This is a genomic window from candidate division KSB1 bacterium (assembly GCA_034506255.1).
Lineage (GTDB): Bacteria > Zhuqueibacterota > Zhuqueibacteria > Zhuqueibacterales > Zhuqueibacteraceae > Coneutiohabitans > Coneutiohabitans thermophilus.
Genome location: JAPDPX010000001.1, coordinates 793,844 through 818,056, shown reverse-complemented (window position 1 = coordinate 818,056; position 24,213 = coordinate 793,844). Strand labels below are relative to the sequence as shown.

The window sequence follows — 24,213 nt, the reverse complement described above, 5'->3', positions numbered from 1 at the left end:
GCGCTGCGCGAGGTATAACGCAGCGGGGTGGGGGAAATGAGATTCGACAAAAAAGACCGATCGCCATATGGAGAGAGCCGGGAGAAAGCAGCCAGTGAGCGCGCGCCTGCGCAAGGAAGTCGAAATCACGACGTTCCGCGCGGGTGGCCCGGGTGGCCAGCATCAGAACACGACGGAGTCCGGTGTGCGCCTGCGACATCTGCCCACCGGTCTGGTGGTCATCGCTCGTGAGCACCGCTCGCAAATCAAAAATCGGCAAGAGGCCTGGCGCCGGTTGCTGGAGAAACTCGCGCAGCGCAGTCGCACGCCCAAACCGCGCAAGCCCACGCGGGTGCCGGTGCACGTGCACGAGAGACGTCTTGCCGCCAAAGCCCGGCATTCCCGCAAGAAGGCCGAGCGCTCCCGTGCGCACATCGCACCGGAGGAGTGAATCTGTTTGAGTCGATCTGCCGTATGATTGCCCGCTGCTGCTTGTGAAAGGTCACGGATCGTGAAGTTCATCGCAGGAGGAAGCATGCCCCCAACCCGGGTTGTAAGCAATTGCGTGAGTTTCATCTGCATTGCGCTGAGCGGCGCCCGCCTTGCGGCCCAGCCGGTTGTCACGACTTCGGCAGGCGCGCCGCAGCAGGTGCAACGCGTCCTTTTTCCCCAACCACTGAGCCCCCGCATTGCCAACTACGACATCGACGTCCGGCTCGACACCAAAACGCGCGAACTGAAAGCAACCGAGCGGCTGGTGTGGCACAACCGGACGGCGCAGGCCACCGCGGAGCTGCAGTTCCATCTCTATCTCAACGCTTTCCGCAATGATCGCTCAACCTTCATGCGGGAATCCGGCGGGATGAGCCGGGGCAACCGCATCGATAAAGACGGCTGGGGCTATATCGAAGTTGAGCGCATACAGTTGGCCGGGAGCGGCCAGGACTTGACCGCGGCGCTGGCGTTCATCCAACCGGATGATGACAACCGCGATGACAAGACGGTGGCGCGGCTGCCCCTGCCGCGGCCGGTGGCGCCGGGCGAATCGATCGCCGTGGCAATCGACTTCACCGCCAAGCTGCCGCAACCGCCGTTCGCCCGCACCGGTGCGAAAAAGGAATTCTTCATGGTGGCACAATGGTTCCCCAAGGTCGGTGTGTTTGAGAATGGCCGGTGGAACACCCACCAGTTTCATGCCAATTCTGAATTTTTCGCGGACTATGGCGTTTACAATGTGCGCATGACCGTGCCCGCGGAAAATCTCGTTGGGGCCACCGGCGTCGAAGTCGCAGTCATCGACAATCGCAACGGCACCAAAACCCATGTCTATCGCGCCGAGGATGTGCATGACTTCGCCTGGACCACCAGCCCGGAGTTCGTCGAGTTCAAAGATCGGGTGCAGGACGTTGACATTCGCCTGCTGCTGCAGCCCGATCACGTCGATCAGGCGGTCCGTCATTTGGAGGCCACCAGGGTTGCGGTGGAGTACTTTCAAAACTGGTACGGCGATTATCCCTTCCCCAACCTGACGGTGGTCGATCCCCGCCGCGGCGCCGCCGGCGCGGGGGGGATGGAATATCCCACCCTGATTACCGCCGGCACGTCTTATGGTTTGCCCGCCGGGGTGCGAGCGGTGGAAACGGTGATTATTCACGAATTCGGTCACAACTATTGGTACCACCTGCTGGGCTCGAATGAGTTCGAAGAAAGCTGGCTGGACGAGGGTATCAACACCTACACCGAGATTCAAATTCTCAACGACCGCTATGGCCCTGCGGGCGATCTCATCAATTTTCTGGGCATCAGGATCAACGATCTGCAAGTGCAGCGCGCCGTCTATCTCAATGCGGCTGATCGTGATCGCACCGTGCGGCGGGCATGGGAATATTATCCCGGCGCCTACAGTGTCAACTCCTACGCCAAGCCCGGGGTTCTGCTTACCACGTTGCAGAATTATCTGGGCGAGGAAAAGATGCGCGCCGCCATGCGTGCCTATGTCAGCCGCTGGCGCTTCAAACATCCCACCACCCGGGATTTCATCGCTGTCGTGCAGGAGGTTGCCGGGCAGGACTTGCACTGGTTTTTCGAACAGGCGCTGTTCTCCAACGCCGTGCTCGATTACAGCGTCGAGCGGGCGGCCACTGCGGAGGTCAAAAAGGGCAGGGGCTATGATTTCTCGCTGCACGTGACGGGTGCCGACAGCAGCCGTGCACAAGCAGCAAGCTTCGCGGAAAGCGCAAGCACCGCCGGCGAAACCCGCCTCTATCGCAGCAGCTTTTACGTTCGCCGTCGCGGTGATTTCGTGTTCCCGGTTGAAATTGTCGCCACTTTCGCGAATGGAGAAAAGGTGCGCGAACAGTGGGATGGTCGCGAGATTTGGAAAAAATTCACCTACACCAAACCGGTGAAGCTGGTGCGCGCCGAGGTCGATCCCGACAGAAAGATTCCGCTGGATGTCAATTACACCAACAACAGCAGCCGCGTGCACGCCAATCACCTCGGTGCCCACAAGCTGGCGCTGCGCTGGCTGTTTTGGATGCAATCCTTTCTGGATCAGCCCGAGATGATCAATCTGCTGGCCGGTTTCGCTTTTTAGTGTCTGTCCGAACTCGCGAACTTCTGGGGAATGCCGGGCGCGCAGCCGTTGGATAAAATCCCCGGGAGATCATCAAATTCGGTCACTTTTTCCGTCACACTTTTCGCTTGCAGAGATTGGTTGTTGCCAGAATCCTCATTTTGCCAGTTGAAAACAACGAGAGAAACCGACATGTGGCGCACAAGTTTGCAAACCGGCATTAATCAAATCCGCGCCAACGGGCGCATGGTGTGGATTTATTACCTGACCAGCCTGGTGCTGGCAATTCCCCTGATGCTGCCGTTGTGGAACAGTCTGCGGCAATTTCTCGGCACCAGCGAGATGGGCGCGTTGCTGGCCGGCCGGCTGGATTGGGATTTCGTGTTCGAGTTCCTTCACGCCCATCCCGGCTTGCTGTCCTCGCTGGGCTGGTTGATCGCCACCGTTTTCGTGCTGCATTTTTTCTGGTCTCTTTTTCTTTCCGGCGGTGTTTTCGCCGTTTTTGCAGAGGGGCGCGGCTATTCCGCCCTCACCTTTTGGAGCGGGGCGGCGAAATACTTCGGCCGGTTCGTGCGGTTGGCCGCCTGGACGGTATTGCCGGCTCTCGCGGTGCTGCTCGTGTTGTTCCTGCCCGGGCTGGTGAAACGGGTGCTGTTTGGCCGTGATCCTTACGAGAACATCAGCTACTGGACCGGCTGGGTGGTCGTCGGGCTGGGTTATATCGGTCTGCTTTGGCTGAAGCTGGTGTTCGACTATGCCCGCATTTACGTGGTCAAGTCGGATGAAGGCAATATGCGCGCGGCCCTGCGCGAAGGTTTGCGCCTGGTGCTGCGCAATTTCGGCAGGACCTTCCTGCTTGCCCTGCTGTTCTTCGCCGCGGGTGTGCTGCTTTGGCTGATTTACAATCCGCTGGCGAACAGCCTGGCGGCACCCAACGGTTTGGTCGTGCTGTTGCTGTTTGCTGTGCAACAGGCCAGCCTGTTTGGGCGCAAGCTCCTGCGACTGACACTTTATGCCTGCGAGACGCAGCTCGATGAAGCGATTCGGCAAGCCGGCCGGCAGGCCTCGCAAACAGTCAACGAACTGGGGTGGGAGGGGGCCTGGGCATGAGCGCCACCGCCGCGCTGCCATATCCGGCCGTTGTTTGCAGAAATCACCTTGCTTGCCGGCAGGTTTTCGTTTAGATTTCGCCACACGGGAGGGTTTGCCTGTGGCACAAAAGAGTCGTGTTTTGCTGATCGCCTCCTGGCTGATTGTGCGCTTGCGCACCGGCCTGCTTTCCACCAGTCTGAGCCTGCAGCGCTTTCTGAACCAGCCTGCCATTTTTCTGATTGTGCGGCGGGAAAGCCCCTTTGTCGAAGGACGCTGGCGGCTGGCGAACCGGCAATTGCATTTCCTGTCGCTCTCGCACCAGCCTGAAACCATCGAGATTCGCTCACTGCCTCCTCTGGATTTCAATTGAAAGGATTGCGGATGAAACGGGCATGGTTGGCCGTACTGCTTTTGGCCGCCGGCACACGGGCGCAGCAACCGGCGTTGCGCGTTCCTTGCGAGCGTTTTGTGCTGCCGAACGGCTTGAACGTGATCCTGCATGAAGATCACACCACCCCAATCGTCAGCGTGAATGTATGGTATCATGTCGGTTCCGCCAGCGAAAAGCCCGGGCGCACGGGCTTCGCCCATCTTTTCGAACATCTCATGTTCGAAGGCTCGAAAAACGTGCCGGAAGGCGCGTTTGACGAATGGCTGGAGGCCGCGGGTGGCAACAACAACGGCTCGACCACTCCCGATCGCACGAATTACTTTGAAGTCGTCCCCACCAGTGCGCTCGAGCTGGCCTTGTTTTTGGAATCCGACCGCATGGGCTTCCTCCTGGAAGCCATGTCACCCGCCAAAGTCGATGGCCAGCGCGACGTGGTGAAAAATGAGCGCCGGCAAAGCTATGAAAACCGGCCCTACGGCCTGGCCTTTCCCACTTTGGATGAAAATCTCTACGCGCCCGACCATCCCTATCATTGGCCGACCATCGGCTACATGCCGGATCTGTCCGCGGCTTCGTATGAAGACGTGGTGGAATTCTTCCAGAAATATTACACGCCGGCCAATGCCAGCCTGGTGATTGCGGGCGACATCACGCCCCGCGAAGTTCGGGCGCTGGTCGAGAAATGGTTCAGCGACGTGCAGGGCAGAGCCAAAGCACCGCCACCGACCGTGCCGCCCGCCCGTCTCCTCAATGAAGAAAAGCGGCTGCTCATGGAAGACCGCGTGCAATTGCCGCGGCTTTATCTGGCCTGGCTCTCACCGCCGCTGTTTGCCCCCGGTGATGCCGAGCTGGATCTGGTGGCGAGTATTCTGGCGGGCGGCAAAAATTCCCGTCTGTACCGGCGGCTGGTGTATGAGCTGCAAATCGCACAGGACGTGACTGCTTTTCAAAATTCCGGCGGTTTGTCCTCCTCCTTCATAATCATCACCACGGCGCGCAGCGGCCACGCGCTGGCCGAATTGGAAAAGGTGGTGCAGGAGGAAATCGATCGCTTGAAAGCAGAAGCGCCGCAGCGGCGCGAGGTGGAACGCGCCGTCAATCAATATGAGGCCGGCTTTCTCGGCAGTTTGGAGCTGGTCTCGCGCAAGGCCGACATGCTGAATTCGTATTTCATGCACACCGGCAATCCCGATTATTTCAATGAAGACCTGGCGCGCTACCGGGCGCTTGCGCCCGAGGATCTGAGCAGCGCAGCAATGACCTGGCTGCGCGATGATGCCCGGGTCATTTTGAGTGTTGTGCCCGTGGGAAAACCCGGGTTGGGCGCGGGCGGGCGGCCGGTCAATGCCGCCGCGGACAAAAGCAACTGATTCAGCGAATCTCATTCCAAAATTCGGATCATGCGACCATGTTGACTGGCCAGGAAAAATCTTCGCCGTCTTCGTGCATTGCCCGCCGTTTGCGGGGCGTTGCAGCGCTGCTGCTCGCCGGCGCCTCGCTGCTGGCTCAAACACCCGATCGCAGCAAACCACCAGAATTGGGTGCACCGCCCCTCGCTGCTCTTACCACCCCTGCAACGCTTCACGCTCAGCAATGGCCTGCGGGTGGTGTTGCTGGAGAAGCACGGGGTGCCGCTCGTCGATTTGGTGCTGCAGATCAACGCCGGCTCGGTTATGGATCCGCGGGGCAAATCCGGCCTGGCGGGCCTGACCTTTGCCATGCTGGATGAGGGCACCGTGCAGCGCAATGCGCTGCAAATTGCCGATGAGATCGACTATCTCGGCGCCAGTCTCTCGATCAGAACCGGTTGGCACAAGGCGCACATCAAGTTGCACACGCCCGTGGCCCGGCTCGCACCGGCACTCGCGCTGATGGCGGAGGTGGCGCTGCAACCGACCTTTCCGGCGGATGAAGTCGAGCGCCAGCGCAAGCTGCGCCTCACTTCATTGGTGCAGGCTCATGATGAGCCGGACGTCATTGCGGATGCGACCCTCAAGCGCGTGCTGTTCGGCGAACACCATCCCTATGGCGGCATGGCCGGCGGTGATGAAAAATCCCTGCGTTCCCTCACCGTGCAGGACTGCCGCGCCTTCTACCAAAGGTTCATGGTGCCGGACAACGCCACTTTGATCGTGGTGGGCGATGTTGATCCTGCCACCCTGCGGCCGCAGCTCGAAACCGTGTTTGGCAAATGGCAGGGCCGGCGGGCGGCGGATGGTGGTCCGGCCTGGCCGGCCGTCAAGCAAGTGGAACAATGCCAGATTTATTTGGTGGACAAACCCGGGGCGGCGCAATCCGCAATTCGTCTGGGCCGTATCGGACCGACGCGCTTCACGGAGGACTATTACGCCCTCACGGTGCTCAATACCATTCTCGGTGGCTCCTTCACCTCGCGCCTGAATCAAAATCTGCGCGAGCAGCATGGCTACAGCTATGGCGCCGGCTCATATTTCGAGTTGCGGCCGCAGCCCGCCGCCTTCATCGCATATGCCGATGTGCAAACGGAGGCCACCGACAAAGCGGTGACCGAGTTTCTCAAAGAACTGCGCGGCATGCTGGCGGAGCTGCCGGAAGAGGAGCTGAGTCGCGCGCGCAACTACCTTGCGCTCAGTTATCCCGGCAACTTTCAAACCACCGGCCAAATCGCAGACGAATTGATGGAAGTGGTTGCCTACAATCTGCCCGACACCTATTTCAATGATTACGTGCAAAAGATACTGGCGGTGACCAGGGCCGAGGTGGAGGCCGCGGCGAAGAAGTATATTGACCCGGAGAAAACGGCCATTATCATCGTCGGCGACCGCGCCAAAATTGCGGCAGGCCTGCAGGCGCTGCGCCTGGGAAAGATCAATCACCTGACCATCGAACAGGTGCTGGGGAAAATTCCAAAACTGGAGGCGGGTGACTGAGCAGGGGCACGGGCAGCACGCACAAAGTCACTTGTCTCGAGACAGGAGAAGCACAATTGCGAACGCCAACGGTTTTCCTGATTCTCACACTCGTGTTTGCCGCCTGTCGCGAACAGGCGCGCAAACCCGAGCCGCCGCACATCGAAGTGCAGCACATTTTGATCGGCTTTTATGGTTCGCTGCCGGGCCGCAGCCTCAACCGGCCGCAAAGTGAAGCCAGCGCCCTGGCGCAGCAGGTTCTGCAACAGGCCCGCCAGGGCGCGGATTTCGATGCACTGGTGCGCCAGTATTCCAACGATGAGTATCCCGGCCGTTTCAAGCTCGCCAACCACGGCGTGGCCGCCGGCGAGGGGGAATATGAGCGCCGTATGATGGTTGCCGGCTTTGGCGAGGTCGCCTTTCAGCTTGCGGTGGGCGAAATCGGCCTGGTGGAATACGATGCAGCCAAAAGCCCGTATGGCTGGCATATCGTCAAGCGCCTGCAATGAGAGCGGTGAAAGCGTGTCTGTTCAAGAACGTTCCGACCTCGGCTGGTCCCTGGTTCCGCCAAGCCGGCTGCCGTGAAGACTCCGAGGATCTCGATGCAATGGGCGGGCCGTTGCAGGAACAGTCAGTGACGGGGCGGTGATGTCGGCCGGGCACTGAAAAACGCCGCGGCCATGGTTGCTGAAGATGTCCTGCTGCCCGGTGCCGCCATGGTCGGCGCTTCCCGCTGCCCAAGAACGAATTGACATTTCCGGTGTGAATTGCTATTTTTGCCGCGTGCATTTGACCTCTGCCCCTGCCCGGGAACAGCAGATACACCTGCGTCCGGCGGGAAAAACCCGTTTCGCAATTTTGCCCCACGAACACAACCCTGGCATCATGAGCCTTGCTGAACTGCTGCACTCTCCCCCGTCGCTGCAGCTCGCCCACTGCCATCGTGATGATGAAGAGTTTCTCGCCACCCTGTGCGCCATGGCCAATGCCCAGGGCGGCACGATCGTTTTGGACATTCGCGCCGCCAGCGGGGAAGGGGCGGCGGCCAATCCTGTTGAGCCCGAGGCCATGCTCGCGCGGATCAGCGCCGCGCTGCAGCCGGCGGTGATTCCAGAGATCGAAATCCCGGAACACGAGACGGGAGGCATCGCGGTCGTGCGCGTTCCCGAAGCGCCGCTCAAGCCGGTGGCGGTCAACGGCAAATGTTTTCAACGCGCCGGCGCCCGCAATTTGCTGCTCTCTGCCGCGGAAATTGCGCGCTTGCATTTGCAGAGCGTGAACCGCAGTTGGGATGCCATGCCGTGTGAAAGCGCACAATTCGCGGATCTCGATCCCGACAAAATACAGCGCTTTCTCCAGATACGCAGCGAACAGCGCCGCCCGGTTTCCGATGCGGCCACGCCACTGGCGGAGCAACTCGAGCAGCTCGGATTGTTACAGCGCGGCCGGCCCACCATGGCTGCGGTGCTGCTCTTTGGCAGGAATCCGCAAGCCCATCTTGCGCAGGCGCGCATCAAGGCCGGCCGTTTCAAGGGTGAAACCGTGATCGTGGACGAGCAGGAGATCACCGGCACACTGTTCGAGCAAATCGAGCAGGCCTTCGCCTTCATTCAAAAGCATCTCACCGTGCGGCTGGTCATCAGCGGCCAGTTGCAGCGCGAAGACGTCTGGGATTACCCTCTGCCGGCGCTGCGCGAGGGCTTGATCAACGCCATTTGCCATCGTGACTACACCGCCGTCATGGCGACGCAGATTCGCATCTATGACGATCAATTGCTGATTTGGAATCCCGGCAGCCTGCCGCCCAACTTGCAAATCGAGGATCTCCGCAGGCGGCATCAATCCGTTTTGCGCAACAAGCTGATTGGCGCCGCCTTTTATGACGCCGGTCTGGTGGAAAAATGGGGCAGTGGCACCAACCGCATCATCGAGGAATGCCGCAAGCTCGGCTTGCCCGAGCCGGAATGGCGCGAACAGCAAGGCATCATGTTGAGCCTGCGCAAAGACCGTCTCACTGAGGATTTCTTGCTGGAGCAGGATCTCAACGAGCGCCAGTTGCAGGCGGTGGCCTATGTGAAGAGGCGGCGTCGCATCACCAATCAGGAATACCAGGAATTGGTCGGGGTGAAAAAGCGTACAGCGTCGGATGAGCTGCGGGAGTTGGAAGAGAAAGGCATTCTTGAGCGGGTGGGGTCAACCGGCAAGGGGACTTACTACAAAATCAAGGGGAAATGAAAGGGGCAAAAGGGGCGCGAAAGGCGCGGCAAAGGGGCAAGGCGAGCCGCAGCGTTGCAGAGGCAGCCGCGAGAAAAACAACCCCCAAAAGCGCGGTAATCAACCTCAGGCTAATGATCGGGTAGCGTAGCGACTACCCTGCTTAAACGAACCAATGCCATTCAAGCTGCAGACGCCGGCGATTGCATCATGTTCACCCACTGCTGGCTGGGCAGATTGCCATAAATAACGACCCACCTTATAAAACCGAAAGAAAGTCATGAATCCCAAAAGCTACGGCCTGTTGCAAGGCAAGAAGGGCATTGTTTTCGGCCCGTTGGACCACAAAAGCATCGGCTGGCAAATTGCGCTGGCAGCTTATCGCGAGGGAGCGCAGCTCGCGCTTTCCAACATCAAAGTGGCGTTTCGGCTGGGCGAGATCGATGAGCTCGCCAAACAGTGCGGCAATGCGCCCTTGATCGCCTGCGATGCCAGTTCGAGCGAGGAGCTGCAGACCGCGTTTGCCGAGCTGAAGGAAAAGCTCGGGCCGGTGGATTTCATCGTGCATTCCATCGGCATGTCGCCCAATGTGCGCAAAAAAAAGCCGTATGAAGATCTCAACTACGAATGGTTTCACAAGACGCTCGATGTCTCCGCCATGTCGCTGCACCGCATCATCGCGCAGGCGTTGAAGGCGGAGGCGATCAATGACGGCGGCAGCATCGTGGCGCTCAGTTATATTGGCGCCCAGCGCACGTTTTCGAGCTATTCCGACATGGGCGATGCCAAGGCCCTGCTGGAAAGCATTGCCCGCAGCTTTGGCGCGCGCCTGGGCAGGCGCGGCATCCGGGTGAACACCGTCTCGCAAAGTCCCACCAAAACCACGGCCGGCACCGGCATCGAGGGCTTCAATGCCCTCTATGATTTTGCCGAAAAGGTCTCGCCGCTGGGCAACGCCAGCGCAGAAGACTGCGCCGATTACGTCGTCACCCTGCTTTCGGATTTGACCCGCAAGGTGACGATGCAAAATCTCTTTCACGACGGCGGCTTCAGCAGCATGGGCATCAGCGACGCCCTGCTCGAAGCCCTTTATGGAAGACAGGAATAAAAGTCCGGTGAACAACGAGCCGGCAGCACCTGTCGCTGCCGGCTGGCGATCGCACGGTATGCGATCGGCTCAGTCCCTCTGATTTTGCATGTCCCGCTTTGATTGTGTCGGATACGGCTTGCTCACTCGCGACCGCATCCTGCTGCTGAACAGTTTCCCGCAACCGAATCAAAAGTTGTCGGTTCATTCCTGGACCGAGCAACCGGGTGGTCCGGTGGCTGTTGGCCTGATGACCATGGCAGCCCTGGGTCTGAAAGTGCATTGGGGACTGCCGCTCGCTCCCGGTGCACCCGCCGCGTTTGTCGCGTCCTACTTCGAAAAATTGGGATTGTCCCACCTGTGGGCAAATTCGGAAGACAATGCCATCTCCATTGCGGAAGCCATCATCCTGGTGGAGGCCCCGACCGGCCAGCGCACGGTTTTGCTGCAGGAGCCACCCGCACGGCCACGGCCTGCCTCTCTGCCGCTGGCTGAATGGGTTTATCTTGACGGCCGCGATCTCGCCCTGACCCGCCGCGCCAAACAACTGGCCAGGGCGCAGGGCAGTAAAATCTTTCTGGACATGGGCAGCTTGCGGCCGCATTGGCAGGAGATCGTTGCCGGCTGCGATATTGCCATCGTTTCGGATGATGTCATGCGCCGTCTGGATGCCGGCTTGACCCCGGCTGGCATGCTGCGCGTGCTGGAAAGTCATGGCGTGGGACTTTGCGGCGTCACCCTGGGCCAAGAGGGAAGCCTGTTTCTGTGCCAGGACCGTGAGCTGGCAGTGCCAGCCGTGTCGCCGGCGCGGTTGGTGGACACCACCAATGCCGGTGACGTGTTTCACGGCGCCTTTCTCGCCGCCTGGATCAAAAGCGGTGATCTGCAGCAGAGTGCCGCATTCGCAGCCCGCTGCGCCGCCTGGGTGATCGGGCAAATTGGCCACAACCTGCTGCACTTCCAGGCCGCCCAAGCCGATTTTCCTCTTGCTTTTCTGTGACGGGTTCGATTATTTTGGGCGTTCAAAAAATGTGCAAGCAAAGAGGACCAGCGCGGCAGCGTTTGCACGCGACGGCCCGCCAGCAGCGAAGTGGAGGCCGGCCGCGTCGTCGAAATCTTCAGTCAACTCATTATGTCCGACCCACTCTTCCGTGCGGATGACAACGTCAACGGCACCCTTGCTGACACCACTCACGGTGATCGCGAAGTTCTGATCCACCTCCAACCCGCGCTGGTGCCCGCTACCATTTCCCGGCCCTCCTCCAAAAGTCTCTTCATGCTGCTTGCCGGCATCGCTGCCACCGCCGCCTTCTTCCTGCTCGGAGCGAGGTTGACGGCCACCGCTCTGCTCGGCGTTTTGTCCGTGTTGGGATTGTTTCCAGAATGGCGGCAGCATGGCCGATGGCCGTTGACCCTGTTCTGCTTTTGTGCCCTCAGTCTGGCCATCCAGAATCAATATCTATCGGTGGGCTATCCCTTTTCAAACATCTTCATCCTCACCGGATTACTGTGCCTGTTTTTTGTCAGTGGCCGTCCCTGGCAGGAGTTGCACCTTGCACCGGGCACAGCACGCAAGTGGAGCCGGCCGGCCCTGTTGTGCGGTCTGCTGCTGGCTGCGCTGATTCTGGCGATTTATTTCCAGCGGCCCGAGTGGGTTGGGAAAAATCCCACGCCGCGGCAATGGCCGGTGGATGTTTTGTTCGTCGTGGCGCTGGGGTATGCCACCTTCAGCATGTTGATGGAGGAAACGATTTTTCGCGGCGTACTGCTGGCGGCGGCACAGCCGCATGTTCCGCCGGGTCTGGCAATTGTGGCGCAAGCCTCGGTGTTTGCCGCGGCGCATTACGCGGCCGGCTTTCCCACGCAGGCTGTGGGTGCGCTGCTGACGTTTGGGTGGGGCGCAGCCGCCGGGTGGATCACCCTCAAGGCCGGTTCGATCTACCCCGCATACATATTGCACTTTGTTCTGGTGCTGGTTCTGTTTCTGGTATTGGCCTTTGCCTCCTGATCATGGGACTCGTCAAACCGCCCGCGCCCGCGGCATTATTTCTCGCCGTGCTCTATGCACCAGCATACAGCGATCAGGAGATTGTGCAGTTGACGCAGGAACGCTGCGGCAGTCTGCTGCTGCAAAGTCCGGCGTTCGCCTTCACTTTCAGCGATTATTATCGCGCGGAGATGGGGCCGGACTTGCGCAAGGTGTTCCTGCTTTTCGATTGTTTGATCGACCCGGCCGATTTACCGGAATGGAAACACCGGGCGATAAGCTGGGAGCAACAGCACTGTGTGGCGGGCAAGCGCCGGATCAATTTCGATCCCGGCTATCTCGACCCCGCCAAGCTGGTGCTCGCCACCACCAAAAATTTTGCGCATCGCATTTACCTGGGCCGCGGCATTTATGCCGATGTCGAGCTTTATGTCAGGGACGGTGCGTTCCAGACCAATCCCTGGACCTATCCTGACTACAAACATCCCCAACATTTGGAGTTTTTCGGCGCGGCGCGCCGCAAATACTTCGAGAGACTGAAAGCAGCAGATGGATTATAAATCGGCCGGTGTTGATCTCTCAGCGAGCGACGCGGCGAAACAGAAGATTGCCGAGCTGGCGCACCACACGCACACGCCCAACGTGTTACACGGCCCCGGCCTGTTCGGCGGGTTTTATCAATTTCCGCGGCAGGATTACCATCTGCCGGTGCTGGTGGCCAGCACTGACGGCGTCGGGACCAAAGTCAAGCTCGCCTGCCAGCAGCAGAGCTATCGCGGCCTGGGCTGGGACATTGTGAATCACTGCGTCAATGATCTCATGGTGGGCGGGGCGGATCCCTTGTTCTTTCTCGATTATCTCGCTTTTGGCAAACTGGCTCCCACCGTAGTGACGGAGGTGGTCGGTGGCATGGCGGCGGCCTGCCAGGAAGCGGGGTGTGCTTTGCTGGGCGGCGAAACCGCGGAGATGCCCGACCTCTATCAGGCCGGTGAATTTGACCTCGCCGGCACGATCGTCGGCGTGGTCGAGAAAGCCGGCATCATCACGGGTGAAAACATCAATGCGGGCGATGTTTTGATCGGTGTGGCCTCCAGCGGCCTGCACACCAATGGTTACACGCTGGCCCGCAAAATCATCGCCTCAAATCCTGCGCTGGCAGGGGACGTATATCGCGCCGAATTGGGTGACACGGTGGCCGCGGTGCTGCTGCAGCCGCACCGCAGTTATCGCAAGATCATCGCTGGCTTGCGCCGGCACGAGGGCGTGCACGGCTTTGCGCACGTCACGGGTGGCGGTATTGTGGGCAATACCAAAAGGCTGCTGCGACCACGGCTCGGCCTGGCAGTCGACTGGCAGGCATGGGACTGGCCGCCGATTTTCAAATTGCTGCAGCAATACGGAGACGTGCCCGCGGAGGAGATGCGACGAGTTTTCAATCTGGGGATCGGGTTGGTGATTATCGTCCGGCCGGAGTCCGTCGCATTCGTGCAAAACTACTTGCAAACCGCTGGCGAGCCCAACTGGATCATTGGTGAAGTCACGCTGGCACCTTGAGCAGTCGGTTATTTTAAATCCCCACGATGCTTCTCAAACCATCATTTTCGCAAATCTTGTGACAGACCGGGCGGCTTGCCAGGGTCTTCACAAGATTCCCGGGATGACAGCAGGGTGGAGATCCCTTTTCCAAAAGTAACCGTGCCCTGGCTCATGCAACAGCGCGCCGAGTGTGATGGTCATTCCGGGAGGGATTGAATCTGCTGTGGAACGGCTCTTGGCAAAAGTTGGTGTCATCGGCGCAGGCAGTTGGGGCACGGCACTGGCCAAGCGCTTGTGTGACAACGGTCACGTGGTGCGGCTGTGGTGCCGGCGACCGGCCCTGGCGCAACAAATCAATGCGCAGCACAGCAATCCCGCTTATTTGCCCGGCTTGCCGCTGCCAGAAAGCCTGCGGGCCACGGCTGATCTGGCGGATGCGGTTGCCGGCGCTCATGTGGTGCTGATTGCCACGCCTTCGCACACGCTGCGCGAGGTGGTGCCCCGCTTGCCGGTGCTGCCAGCAGATACCATTCTCATCAGCGCGGTCAAGGGTCTCGAGCCACAAACGGATTTGCGCATGAGCCAGGTGATCGCCGCCAGCCTGCCGCGGCAGCATGCTATTGTGGCGCTCTCCGGGCCGAGCCTGGCCGAGGAAGTGGCACGTGATCTTCCCACGGCCGTGGTGGCTGCCGCTGAGAACCTCGAGGTGGCGCGCACAGTTCAGGCGCTGTTGATGGGACCTTGTTTCCGTGTTTACACGCATCATGACATCATCGGAGTGGAACTCGGGGGTGCGCTGAAGAACATCATTGCCCTGGCAGCGGGCATCGGCGACGGCGCCGGTTTTGGGGACAACACCAAAGCGGCGCTCATCACCCGCGGCCTGGTGGAAATGACGCGGGTGGGCGCCTGTTTCGGTGCGGAACCGATCACCTTTGCGGGCTTGTCCGGCATGGGCGATCTGGTGGTCACCTGCATGAGCAAAAAAAGCCGCAACCGTGCGGTGGGCGAGGCCGTGGGCCGCGGCCAGCCGTTGCAGGCGGTGCTGGCAAACATGAACATGGTGGCGGAGGGCGTGCGCACCACGCAAGCGATGCACGCCTTCGCCCTGAAACAAAATCTCGACCTGCCCATCACGCGGGAAGTGTACCAGGTCTTGTTCAAGGCAAAAAATGCCCGGCAAGCCGTGAATGATTTGATGACGCGCGAAGCGAAAATGGAGAGATTCGCATGAAGGCGCGGGGCAGCGGCAGTGGTGAGCGTGGCAGCTCATGCTGCTGCCGGCAATTCTCAAAGGACTTTCATCCAATCGGAGCGACCCATGATTCCCGCTCTTGTCAACCGGGAAAAAATCTACATCGAAAACATTGCGGCATACGCCGGCAAGGAAGTCAAACTTTACGGCTGGCTCTACAATGCCCGTCACAAAGGCAAGCTGTGGTTTCTGTTGCTGCGTGACGGCACCGGCATCATCCAGTGCGTGGTATCCCTGCAAGACGTCGGCGAAGAAATCTTCCGCCGCTGCGAGCAGCTCACCCAGGAAAGCTCGTTTGTCGCCACCGGCACGGTGCGCGCAGATCAGCGTGCGCCCGGCGGCTACGAACTGCTGGTAAAGAATATCGAGATTGTGCACCTCGCGCAGGATTATCCCATCACGCCCAAGGAACATGGCGACACGTTTCTGATGGATCACCGCCATCTCTGGCTGCGCTCCTCGCGCCAGCATGCGATTTTGCGCGTGCGCCACGCCATCATCAAGGCGATTCGCGACTTTTTCGACACCCAGGGTTTCGTGCTGCTCGACGCCCCCATCTTCACGCCGGCGGCCTGCGAGGGCACAAGCACGCTGTTTGAAACCGATTATTTCGGCGAGAAAGCCTATCTCACGCAAAGCGGCCAGCTTTACATGGAGCCGGGATGCGCCGCGTTCGGCAAAGTCTATTGCTTCGGCCCGACCTTCCGTGCCGAGAAATCCAAAACGCGCCGCCACCTTACCGAGTTTTGGATGGTTGAGCCGGAGGTGGCCTACATGGATCTTGAGGGCGACATGGAGCTGGCCGAACATTTGGTCGAATTCATCGTGCAGCGTGTGCTGGAGACCCGGCGGGAAGAGCTCAAAGTGCTGGAGCGCAATCTTGGCAAGCTCGAGAACATCCGGCGGCCGTTTCCGCGTTTGAGTTATGACGAGGCCGCCAGGCTGCTCACCACACCGGAGGCAGTGGCTTATGCCCGCTCCCGGGAGGCGCCGCCGTTTCAACCGGGCAATGATCTTGGCGGCGCGGATGAATCCTTTCTCACCGAGCAATTTGACAAGCCGCTGCTGGTGCACCGTTATCCCGCCGCGGTGAAAGCGTTTTACATGAAAAACGATCCGGAAAACCCCGACAAGGCACTGGCCGTGGACGTGCTGGCGCCCGAGGGCTATGGTGAAATCATCGGCGGGGGCCAGCGCGAGGACGATCTCGCCACGCTCGAAGCCAAAATCAAAGCGCATAATCTTCCGCTGGAGGCGTTTCGCTGGTACCTGGACGTGCGGCGCTATGGTTCGGTGCCGCATGCCGGATTCGGTTTGGGTGTCGAGCGCACAGTGGCGTGGATTTGCGGGCTGCATCATGTGCGGGAGACCATTCCCTTTGCACGTTTGATGCACCGGCTCTATCCCTGACGCAGTGAAGGGCGGTTCAAAACACAAAGGAATCAAGCCGCCCGAAGTGGTTTCCGGCAGGAGCAACGGAATTGACGGCATTGCCTGATATAACGTCTGTCCGAAAGCAAAAACTTCATGACGAAGTGTTTCTGCAACGGCCCGGCCATTGCAGAGGAATGCCCCGGTTCTGCACAGCTTACGGCGTTTGGGAAGAACCGGCTCAGCCGAGACAGGAACTTTTTCGGACAGGCAACAAATGGAATTTTCGCTTTAATCTCAATATGGATGACCCTGCCGGCGAATGCCGGGTTGCCAATTGGGCTCTTGCAGCATCGCCATCTGCACGATATTTGCGCAGGCCGCAACGCTGCGGTGCTTCATCCAGGCAGAGGTGAGGTGCCAATTTCGAACATCAACAAACTGATTGGCGTCATCGGCGGCAGCTGGTGCAGCGCGGAAATCGCCGGGCTGGCGCGCCAGGTGGGGGAGGGCATCGCGCGTGGCGGTGCGGCCCTGATCTGTGGCGGCCGCGGCGGGGTGATGGCAGCGGCGTGTGAAGGCGCCAAAGCCGCCGGCGGCCTGACCATCGGCATCCTGCCGGGAGAGTCGAAAGCGGAGGCAAATGCCTTCGTCGATCTCAAGATCGTGACCGGTCTGCTGGAGGCGCGCAACGTCATCATCGCGCGCAGCGCAGATGCGCTCATTGCCATCAATGGCGGCCATGGCACACTTTCCGAAATCGCTTTTGGTTTGAAATTCGGCAAGACGGTGATCGGCTTGCATCTTGAATTTGTTGTTCCGGGTGTGAGAACCGCTGCCACCCCGGCGGAAGCAGTGCAGTTGGCGTTTCAAGCGATAGGATGATCCATGAAGAAATGCGTCCATTTATATGTCCAGGGCCTGGTGCAAGGCGTGGGCTTTCGTTACTTCGTGAACAAGTCGGCGCGCCAACACTACCTTGGCGGCTGGGTCAAGAACCTGCCCGACGGCCGGGTGGAGATCATGGCCGAGGGTGATGAGCTGGAGTTGCAGGAATTCATCAGCGCCATGCGCAAGGGTTCCCGCTACTCCACGGTGCAGAACGTCGAGGTCGAGTGGCTGCCCGCAACCAACAAGTTCAACCATTTTCAGATCGTTGATTGAAGCTCCGGGGAGCAGGCATGAGTGATTTGGCGCGCTATATCCGCACGGTGCCGGACTTTCCCAAGCCGGGCATTGGATTCAAAGACATCACCACTTTGTTGAAAGAGGCACAGCCCTTCCAGATGGCGATCACAGAATTGGCCGGCTGCTTCGCTGGCCAGCCGGTGCACAAAGTGGTCGGCATTGAGTCGCGCGGGTTCATTTTCGGCGCGCCGCTGGCCTGGCATCTCGGGGCCGGCTTCGTGCCGGCGCGCAAGCCCGGGAAATTGCCGGCTGCGACCGTGCGTGCAGAATACCAGCTCGAATACGGGACCGACGCCCTCGAAATGCACCTCGACGCCATCAACAAAGGCGAGAATGTCCTCATTATTGATGATTTGCTCGCTACCGGCGGCACCGCGGCGGCAGCCGCCCGTCTGGTGGAGCAACTTGGCGGTAAAGTCATCGGCCTGGGCTTCCTCATCGAACTGGATTTTCTCAACGGCCGGCGCCAGCTCGCGGGCTATCCCGTGCACGCGCTGATTCACGTCGCAGGGGAATAGGGCGGATGGCAGGATAACATTGCGCCCAGCGCGGGCAGACGGGCATGAGGTGGCCCAACGCATCCGCCAGCCATCCGGAAAAGGCCTTGCATCCGCTCCGCAAAGTTGCTACATTGGGCGCCGCTTTGGAAAATACCGCCCCTATAGCTCAGTAATGGATAGAGCAGAGGTTTCCTAAACCTTGTGTCGCAGGTTCGAATCCTGCTAGGGGCACTGCCGGCAGGCAACGCCGAAAGACCATCATCATTGAAGGAATCTGTACGATGCTGAAACCGCAAAAACGCCTGACCAAGCGTGAACTCAAACAAGACAAGCTGGTGACTGTCTGGTTTCAGGCGAGTGACTATGTCAGCCAGCATAGCCGGGAATTGCTGTTGGGGGCGGTCGCGGTGGCGGTTGTGATCGCGGGTGTGATTTGGTACAACCACTATCAAAAATCCCAGGAAAATCTTGCTTCCGTGCTGCTGGCGCATGGCAAAACCTCCTACGAAAAACAACAAACCCAGGCTGCCATCGACACGCTCTTGAAGCTGGTGAACAACTACGACGGCACGCCCAGTGCTGCGGTCGGTACCGTCTACTTGGCGAACGCCTTTCTCCAGAAGAAGGCCTATGCCGATGCGGAGAAGTACTTTCGTCAATACCTGGATGATTACGGCGATGACGCGATCCTGCGCATCATTGCGGCCGCCGGCATCGCCGCAACCTACGATGAGCGCGGCGATTTTGCCAAAGCGGGCGAGCTTTATGAGAAGGCTGCCAGAGATCACCGCGACAGTTACCGTGCGCCGGAATTGTACATGAAGGCGGCGCGCTGTTATTACCTGGGACAAAAATCCACCGAGGCGGCGCGGGTGCTGGCCCTGTTGCTGAAGGAGTATCCGGAAGCCAAACAGGTCGAGGAGGCCAGGTTGCTGCAGGCGGAGTTACGCTCCTGAGGGGGGCGGGAAAAAGGGCTTGCAATTGGGTGAACCGATCACTATATTCGGCGTGCTGAAAGTGGGTTCAAAAGACCCACTTTTTTGTTGTAGGGGGGTATGGCAGGGCAAAACGGACTGGTGGCGATGGATTCCTTACGAGAACGGTTGCTGCCCCTCATCACGCCGATTGTGGTGGAGCGCTTTGGTCTCGATTTCATCGACCTGGAGCTTAAAGGCGGCCGCAGTAACAAAGTGGTTCGCATCATTGTCGATGCGGACGGCGGCGTCAAACTGGACACGTGCGCCGCACTGAGCCAGGCCATCAGCGATGAACTCGACGCGGGCGACCTTGTCCCCGGTCGCTATCGCCTGGAAGTTTCCTCCCCGGGCGTTGACCGGCCCTTGCGCACACTGCGGGACTTCCAGAGGAATCTCGGCCGGACTGTGCGCCTGCACCGCCGCGGACTGGAGGCGCCCCGCGAGTTGGAGGGGGTGATCGAAACCGTCACGGCGGAGAGTCTGGTGCTCACCACCGCCTCCGGTCGGCGGGCCATGCCCTGGCCCGAGATCGAGTACGGCAAATTAAAAATTCAGTGGTAGTCAATCAGGATGGCAGTGTCATGAAAAGCGAAATCGCGGAAGCCTTTGCGCAACTCATCAAAGAAAAGAACATCGACAAAGATCAGTTGACGGAAATTGTTCATTCCACCGTCATGGGAATGATCAAGAAAAAGTATGGCATCACCGACAATTTCGATGTTTACGTCAACCTGGACAAAGGCGAGATCGAAATCCACCAGACCAAGATCATTGTCGAGAAGGTGACGGATGAGGTGCGCGAGATTGACCTGGAGACCGCCCGCCAAACCGAGCCGGATTTCGATGTGGGCGATGAATATTTGGTGATTATCGACCCGATGACCTTCGGCCGCCGGTTGATCACCTCCGCCAAGCAGAATCTCAATCAGCGCATCCGCGACGAGGAAAAGAAAGCCATCTCGGAAGAATTTGAGACGCGCATCGGCGAGATCGTCACGGGCGACATCCGGCAGATCAGCCGCGGCGATGTTTTCCTCAATGTTGAGCGCACCGAAGTGATCCTGCCGCGCAAAGAGCAAATCGAAAACGAACGCTATCGCCGGGGCGACAACATCCGCGCGCTGGTGAAGGAGGTGCGGCGCACCAATCGCGGCCCGGAAATCATCGTTTCGCGCAGCGATCCCAAGTTTTTGGTGCGGCTGTTCGAATTGGAAGTGCCGGAAATTTACGATGGCATCATCGAAATCAAGGCAGTGGCCCGCCAGCCCGGTGAACGTTCGAAAATCGCCGTGGCTTCCAACGACAAGCGCATCGACGCAGTCGGTGCCTGCGTCGGGATGAAGGGCATCCGCATCCAGGCGGTCAGCAAGGAGCTCAACAACGAAAAAGTCGACGTCATTCCGTGGAGTTATGACAAGGAAGTTTTCATCACCCGCGCGCTCAGCCCCGCCAAGCCCGTGCGGGTGTTGATCGATGAACCGAACAACCGGGCGGTGGCGGTGTTGCCGGATGACCAGGTTTCGCTGGGAATTGGCCGCGGCGGGCAGAACCGCCGCCTCACCAGCAAGCTGACCGGCGTCGAAATCGAAATCATGAAGGAATCGGAATACCGCCAGATGGTCGAAGCACAGCGGGGCAAGGAAACGCCGCTGGAGTATGTGACGGGCCTGAGCCAGGCGATGCTGACCAAGCTCAAAGACGCCGGTCTCCATACCGTCAATGACGTGTTGAAAGCCGGCGAGCAGGGCTTGACTGAAATCAAGGGCATCGGCGAAAAGACGGCGGAGAAGATCTGGGCGCTGGTGCACAGCACAGACAGCACAGCGGCCCCTGCCGCAGTGGCACCTGTCACGCCGCCGGAACCCGAATCCGCGGAGCAGGGCCCCGGCGCAAACACGGTGGCGGCCGGGGCGGAAGGGGAAGAAGAGGAAGTGGACCGCGGGGAACTGGCCCGTGCGGAAGCTGCCACCGAAGAGAACACGCCGCAATCTCTCCCGGTTGCAGAAAATGCCTGATTCTTGCAAACCTAAGATTCAAGAATAATTCCCAAGAGAGCCGGTCGTGATGCCGCGCCGCACGCCAGGCAGCGGCTGCCCGGCTGCCTCTCTTGATCTGTAGCGTCCCCAATTTTGGCAGGGTATGGTAGTGACAACCAAACGTAGAGTGCATCAGGTTGCGAAGGAGTTCAACATCTCGAATGAAGCCCTCATTGAGTTCCTGACCGAGCTCGATTTTGCGGTGCAGAGCCCCAATGCCGCGCTGACGGATGAGATGTATGAACAGATTGTCAAAAAATATCGCAAGGAACCGGCAAAGAAAGATGCAGACTACGAATTCCGCCGGCAGATCCGCGACAAAAAGCTCGAGGAAGAGAAGGAACGTGCCAAGGCCCGCCAGGAGCTGGAAGAACGCATGCGGGTCGCCACCCGCTTGATGGAGAAGCGTTCCGCCAAGGAGACGACAGCCGAGAAACGGGCAGCGCAACCGGCGCCGGAGGAGGCCAAACCGGCACGACGCAAGGCCGCAGCCGAACCGCAGCCGCCAGCAGCCCCGCCGGTCGAAGTGGTTGCCACGGCACCGCCGGTGAGTGAGACGCGTCCGGAGTCCAAGCCCGTTCCCAGTCTGCAAGAGACCATTGCAGCCCTGATTCCCGAGGAGGATTTGCATCCTGCCGCGGCCCCGGCACACGCCGAACCGCCCTCCGCGCAAGTGACCGTGGTGGAACCGGTCGCGCCGCCGCCGAAAAAAGGCACAGCAGTGGCGGAGGCGGTTGAAGAAATGACAGAAGCGAGCAAGAAGCGCAAGAAGCGCCGCCGCCGCAAGAAAAAAGACAAGGCGGCTGCTCCCGAAAGCGAAGATGTGTTGCTCAGCGAGGTCGAGCCGCCACGCGAGAAGGTGAGACATCCGGCGATCATCCAGGAGGAAGAGGAACGCACGGCACGCAAGAGCAAGCGCAAAAAGAAACGCAAGATCAGCGAAGCTGAAATCGAGGAATCCATCCGCCAAACACTCGCCGCGATGGAAGGGGCGGGCAAACCCCGGGTACGCCGCCGCCGCACGCGCAGCGAAGAGGGCGAACTGGCTGTCGAAGAACAAAACAAGCTGCAGGTACCGGAGTTTATATCGGTGGCGGACCTGGCCAAGCTCATGGAGGTGGATCCCGGCGAAGTCATCCGCAAGTGCATGGCGCTGGGTCTCATCGTGTCGATCAACCAGCGTCTGGATGCCGATACTATCGTCACGGTGGCCGACGAATTTGGCTATGATGTGGAAATCGTACAGGAATATGGCGCCGAAGTCGTGGAAGAGCAGGAGGAGCCGGATGATCCCGCCGACCTGGTGAGCCGGCCGCCGGTGGTGACGATCATGGGGCATGTCGATCACGGCAAAACCTCGCTGCTCGACTACATTCGTGCCAGCAACATCGTCGCGCGCGAATCCGGCGGCATTACGCAACACATCGGCGCGTATGAGGTGGAATTCAACGGTCGCTTGATCACCTTCCTCGACACCCCCGGCCATGAAGCCTTTACCGCCATGCGCGCGCGCGGCGCCAAAGTGACGGATGTGGTGGTCCTGGTGGTGGCCGCCGATGACGGGGTGCAACAACAAACCCTGGAAGCCATCAGCCACGCACGTGCCGCCGGTGTGCCGATCGTCATTGCCATCAACAAAATCGACAAACCCACGGCCAACCCGGATGTCATCAAAAACCAGTTGTCGCAGCACGGCATTTTGGTGGAAAGCTGGGGCGGCAAATACCAATCCGCCGAGATTTCCGCCAAAACCGGTGTGGGCGTCGATCATCTGCTGGAGTTGGTGCTGCTGGAGGCCGACATTCTCGACCTCAAAGCCAACCCCAAGCGCCGGGCACGCGGAGTGGTCATCGAAGCCGAGTTGGACAAGGGCAAAGGTCCGGTGGCGACGGTGCTGGTGCAGAACGGCACGCTCAAAGTCGGTGATCCCTTCATTGCCGGTCACTACCACGGCAAGGTGCGGGCCATGTATGACGAGCACGGGCGGCGCCTGCAACAGGCTCCGCCTTCCAAGCCGGTGCGGGTGGTCGGCTTCGCCGGCATTCCCAGTGCCGGTGACACACTGGTGGTGATGCGTTCCGAGGCCGAGGCCAGGGAAATCAGCTTGAAGCGGCAGCAGCTCAAACGCGCGCAGGAGTATCGCAAGGCGCAACACCTGACGCTGGATCAGCTCTCCAAGAAGATCAAGGAGGGCGGGGTGAAGGAGCTGCGTGCCATCGTGAAAGCCGATTTTGACGGCTCGGTGGAGGCGCTCAGCGACGCCCTGCTCAAGCTCTCGACCAATGAAGTGGCGGTCAACGTGATCCACAAGGGGGTCGGCGGGATTTCGGAATCGGACGTGCTGCTGGCTGCGGCTTCCGATGCCGTGATTTTTGGTTTTCACGTGCGTGCCACGCAGCAGGCGCGAGAGATCGCCGAGCGCGAGAGCGTCGATATTCGCATCTACAAAATCATCTACGACGCCGTCAACGATGTCAAGGCGGCACTGGAAGGCATGCTGGAACCGGAAATTTCCGAGGAGATCACCAGCTCGATCGTGGTGCGCGAGATCTTCCGGGTGCCCAAGGTGGGCACGGTGGCCGGCTGCTATGTGCAAAGCGGAAAGGTGCATCGCAGCGACAGCCTGAAGCTCTATCGCAATGACAAACTGATTTTCGAGGGCAAAATCGCTTCGCTCAAACGCTTCAAGGACGATGTGCGCGAGGTTGCCGCCGGTTTCGAATGCGGCCTCAAGCTGGAGGGCTATGATGACCTCCACGTTGGCGATGTGATGGAGAGCTTCCAAATCGTCAAAACCAAGCGCACGCTGGTGGCGGCGGCCTGATCCGCGCCCGGCAAAATGGCATCCCCAATGTTCGTCGGCGTCTGCCAGATTGAAATCATGCTGCCGGAGAGCGATTCGCTGAAAGCCAAGCGTTTCGTGCTGAGCAGCATCAAGACCAAAATTCAAAACAAATTCAACGTCTCCGTCGCCGAGGTGGGCAACAACGATTTGTGGCAACGCGGGGTGCTGGGCCTGGCGATGGTGACCAACGAACACAAGTTCATCGACCAGACCTTCAACAAAATCCTCGAACTGCTGTATCAGGAGGATCGCGTGGAGGTGCTCGGCCACACGGTTGACATTTACTGAACCG

At 59.7% G+C, this 24,213-nt stretch carries 23 protein-coding genes and 1 tRNA gene; all 24 read left to right on the top strand.

Annotation, left to right across the window (positions count from 1 at the left end):
- Positions 1–94: 94 nt before the first annotated feature.
- A complete protein-coding gene (locus tag ONB52_03315; protein ID MDZ7415172.1) occupies positions 95–430 on the top strand; it encodes a peptide chain release factor-like protein in 336 nt (111 codons plus the stop codon).
- Between the two features lie 84 nt (positions 431–514).
- Positions 515–2,575, top strand: coding sequence for a M1 family metallopeptidase (locus tag ONB52_03310; GenBank protein MDZ7415171.1), 2,061 nt, complete (start codon positions 515–517; stop codon positions 2,573–2,575).
- 171 nt (positions 2,576–2,746) lie between these two features.
- On the top strand, positions 2,747–3,664 hold the full coding sequence (locus ONB52_03305) for a hypothetical protein (GenBank protein MDZ7415170.1): 918 nt from the start codon (positions 2,747–2,749) through the stop codon (positions 3,662–3,664).
- 100 nt (positions 3,665–3,764) lie between these two features.
- The gene (locus ONB52_03300) at positions 3,765–4,016 is read left to right on the top strand and encodes a hypothetical protein (protein MDZ7415169.1); all 252 of its coding nucleotides are present in this window, start codon (positions 3,765–3,767) and stop codon (positions 4,014–4,016) included.
- 11 nt (positions 4,017–4,027) lie between these two features.
- Entirely contained in the window at positions 4,028–5,407 is a 1,380-nt protein-coding gene (locus tag ONB52_03295) for an insulinase family protein (GenBank protein ID MDZ7415168.1), read from the top strand.
- Between the two features lie 171 nt (positions 5,408–5,578).
- Positions 5,579–6,946: an insulinase family protein gene (locus ONB52_03290; protein MDZ7415167.1), complete on the top strand. Its 1,368-nt coding sequence runs from the start codon at positions 5,579–5,581 to the stop codon at positions 6,944–6,946.
- Positions 6,947–7,002: 56 nt separating this feature from the next.
- On the top strand, positions 7,003–7,434 hold the full coding sequence (locus tag ONB52_03285; protein MDZ7415166.1) for a peptidyl-prolyl cis-trans isomerase: 432 nt from the start codon (positions 7,003–7,005) through the stop codon (positions 7,432–7,434).
- A 376-nt stretch (positions 7,435–7,810) separates the two neighbouring features.
- Complete coding sequence (locus ONB52_03280) at positions 7,811–9,160, top strand: putative DNA binding domain-containing protein (GenBank protein ID MDZ7415165.1); 1,350 nt, start codon at positions 7,811–7,813, stop codon at positions 9,158–9,160.
- Between the two features lie 259 nt (positions 9,161–9,419).
- The gene (locus ONB52_03275; GenBank protein ID MDZ7415164.1) at positions 9,420–10,247 is read left to right on the top strand and encodes an enoyl-ACP reductase; all 828 of its coding nucleotides are present in this window, start codon (positions 9,420–9,422) and stop codon (positions 10,245–10,247) included.
- Positions 10,248–10,335: 88 nt separating this feature from the next.
- A complete protein-coding gene (locus ONB52_03270; protein MDZ7415163.1) occupies positions 10,336–11,226 on the top strand; it encodes a PfkB family carbohydrate kinase in 891 nt (296 codons plus the stop codon).
- Between the two features lie 132 nt (positions 11,227–11,358).
- Positions 11,359–12,234 carry a CPBP family intramembrane metalloprotease gene (locus ONB52_03265; protein MDZ7415162.1) on the top strand — a complete coding sequence of 292 codons (876 nt, stop codon included), beginning with the start codon at positions 11,359–11,361 and terminating at the stop codon, positions 12,232–12,234.
- Between the two features lie 2 nt (positions 12,235–12,236).
- Positions 12,237–12,773: a DUF4416 family protein gene (locus ONB52_03260; protein ID MDZ7415161.1), complete on the top strand. Its 537-nt coding sequence runs from the start codon at positions 12,237–12,239 to the stop codon at positions 12,771–12,773.
- Entirely contained in the window at positions 12,763–13,767 is a 1,005-nt protein-coding gene (purM, locus tag ONB52_03255; protein MDZ7415160.1) for a phosphoribosylformylglycinamidine cyclo-ligase, read from the top strand. The genes ONB52_03260 and purM overlap by 11 nt, the downstream gene beginning before the upstream one ends.
- A 217-nt stretch (positions 13,768–13,984) precedes the next feature.
- Positions 13,985–14,983, top strand: coding sequence for an NAD(P)H-dependent glycerol-3-phosphate dehydrogenase (locus ONB52_03250; GenBank protein ID MDZ7415159.1), 999 nt, complete (start codon positions 13,985–13,987; stop codon positions 14,981–14,983).
- Between the two features lie 87 nt (positions 14,984–15,070).
- Positions 15,071–16,414, top strand: a complete 1,344-nt coding sequence (gene asnS, locus ONB52_03245) for an asparagine--tRNA ligase (protein ID MDZ7415158.1) — start codon at positions 15,071–15,073, stop codon at positions 16,412–16,414.
- A gap of 378 nt (positions 16,415–16,792) precedes the next feature.
- Positions 16,793–17,260: a TIGR00725 family protein gene (locus ONB52_03240; GenBank protein ID MDZ7415157.1), complete on the top strand. Its 468-nt coding sequence runs from the start codon at positions 16,793–16,795 to the stop codon at positions 17,258–17,260.
- 3 nt (positions 17,261–17,263) lie between these two features.
- Positions 17,264–17,539, top strand: coding sequence for an acylphosphatase (locus ONB52_03235; protein ID MDZ7415156.1), 276 nt, complete (start codon positions 17,264–17,266; stop codon positions 17,537–17,539).
- 17 nt (positions 17,540–17,556) lie between these two features.
- Positions 17,557–18,081, top strand: coding sequence for an adenine phosphoribosyltransferase (locus ONB52_03230; protein MDZ7415155.1), 525 nt, complete (start codon positions 17,557–17,559; stop codon positions 18,079–18,081).
- 137 nt (positions 18,082–18,218) lie between these two features.
- A tRNA-Arg gene (locus ONB52_03225) sits at positions 18,219–18,294 on the top strand.
- A gap of 50 nt (positions 18,295–18,344) precedes the next feature.
- Positions 18,345–19,019 (top strand): tetratricopeptide repeat protein, encoded by a 675-nt coding sequence (locus tag ONB52_03220; protein MDZ7415154.1) that lies wholly within the window; start codon positions 18,345–18,347, stop codon positions 19,017–19,019.
- A 126-nt stretch (positions 19,020–19,145) separates the two neighbouring features.
- Positions 19,146–19,601 carry a ribosome maturation factor RimP gene (locus tag ONB52_03215; protein MDZ7415153.1) on the top strand — a complete coding sequence of 152 codons (456 nt, stop codon included), beginning with the start codon at positions 19,146–19,148 and terminating at the stop codon, positions 19,599–19,601.
- A gap of 20 nt (positions 19,602–19,621) precedes the next feature.
- Positions 19,622–21,055 (top strand): transcription termination factor NusA, encoded by a 1,434-nt coding sequence (nusA, locus tag ONB52_03210; GenBank protein ID MDZ7415152.1) that lies wholly within the window; start codon positions 19,622–19,624, stop codon positions 21,053–21,055.
- A 130-nt stretch (positions 21,056–21,185) separates the two neighbouring features.
- The gene (infB, locus tag ONB52_03205) at positions 21,186–23,900 is read left to right on the top strand and encodes a translation initiation factor IF-2 (protein MDZ7415151.1); all 2,715 of its coding nucleotides are present in this window, start codon (positions 21,186–21,188) and stop codon (positions 23,898–23,900) included.
- A 15-nt stretch (positions 23,901–23,915) separates the two neighbouring features.
- Complete coding sequence (locus ONB52_03200) at positions 23,916–24,209, top strand: DUF503 domain-containing protein (GenBank protein MDZ7415150.1); 294 nt, start codon at positions 23,916–23,918, stop codon at positions 24,207–24,209.
- Positions 24,210–24,213: the final 4 nt, after the last annotated feature.

Bases quoted from the DNA above. Each gene is read 5' to 3' on its own strand.
- ONB52_03305 (MDZ7415170.1), top strand. From the start codon at position 2,747: ATGTGGCGCACAAGTTTGCAAACCGGCATTAATCAAATCCGCGCCAAC.
- ONB52_03215 (MDZ7415153.1), top strand. From the start codon at position 19,146: ATGGATTCCTTACGAGAACGGTTGCTGCCCCTCATCACGCCGATTGTG.
- asnS (MDZ7415158.1), top strand. From the start codon at position 15,071: ATGATTCCCGCTCTTGTCAACCGGGAAAAAATCTACATCGAAAACATT.
- ONB52_03235 (MDZ7415156.1), top strand. From the start codon at position 17,264: ATGAAGAAATGCGTCCATTTATATGTCCAGGGCCTGGTGCAAGGCGTG.
- ONB52_03280 (MDZ7415165.1), top strand. From the start codon at position 7,811: ATGAGCCTTGCTGAACTGCTGCACTCTCCCCCGTCGCTGCAGCTCGCC.
- ONB52_03220 (MDZ7415154.1), top strand. From the start codon at position 18,345: ATGCTGAAACCGCAAAAACGCCTGACCAAGCGTGAACTCAAACAAGAC.
- ONB52_03200 (MDZ7415150.1), top strand. From the start codon at position 23,916: ATGGCATCCCCAATGTTCGTCGGCGTCTGCCAGATTGAAATCATGCTG.
- ONB52_03295 (MDZ7415168.1), top strand. From the start codon at position 4,028: ATGAAACGGGCATGGTTGGCCGTACTGCTTTTGGCCGCCGGCACACGG.
- ONB52_03260 (MDZ7415161.1), top strand. From the start codon at position 12,237: ATGGGACTCGTCAAACCGCCCGCGCCCGCGGCATTATTTCTCGCCGTG.
- ONB52_03270 (MDZ7415163.1), top strand. From the start codon at position 10,336: ATGTCCCGCTTTGATTGTGTCGGATACGGCTTGCTCACTCGCGACCGC.
- ONB52_03265 (MDZ7415162.1), top strand. From the start codon at position 11,359: ATGTCCGACCCACTCTTCCGTGCGGATGACAACGTCAACGGCACCCTT.
- nusA (MDZ7415152.1), top strand. From the start codon at position 19,622: ATGAAAAGCGAAATCGCGGAAGCCTTTGCGCAACTCATCAAAGAAAAG.
- ONB52_03230 (MDZ7415155.1), top strand. From the start codon at position 17,557: ATGAGTGATTTGGCGCGCTATATCCGCACGGTGCCGGACTTTCCCAAG.
- purM (MDZ7415160.1), top strand. From the start codon at position 12,763: ATGGATTATAAATCGGCCGGTGTTGATCTCTCAGCGAGCGACGCGGCG.
- ONB52_03310 (MDZ7415171.1), top strand. From the start codon at position 515: ATGCCCCCAACCCGGGTTGTAAGCAATTGCGTGAGTTTCATCTGCATT.
- ONB52_03275 (MDZ7415164.1), top strand. From the start codon at position 9,420: ATGAATCCCAAAAGCTACGGCCTGTTGCAAGGCAAGAAGGGCATTGTT.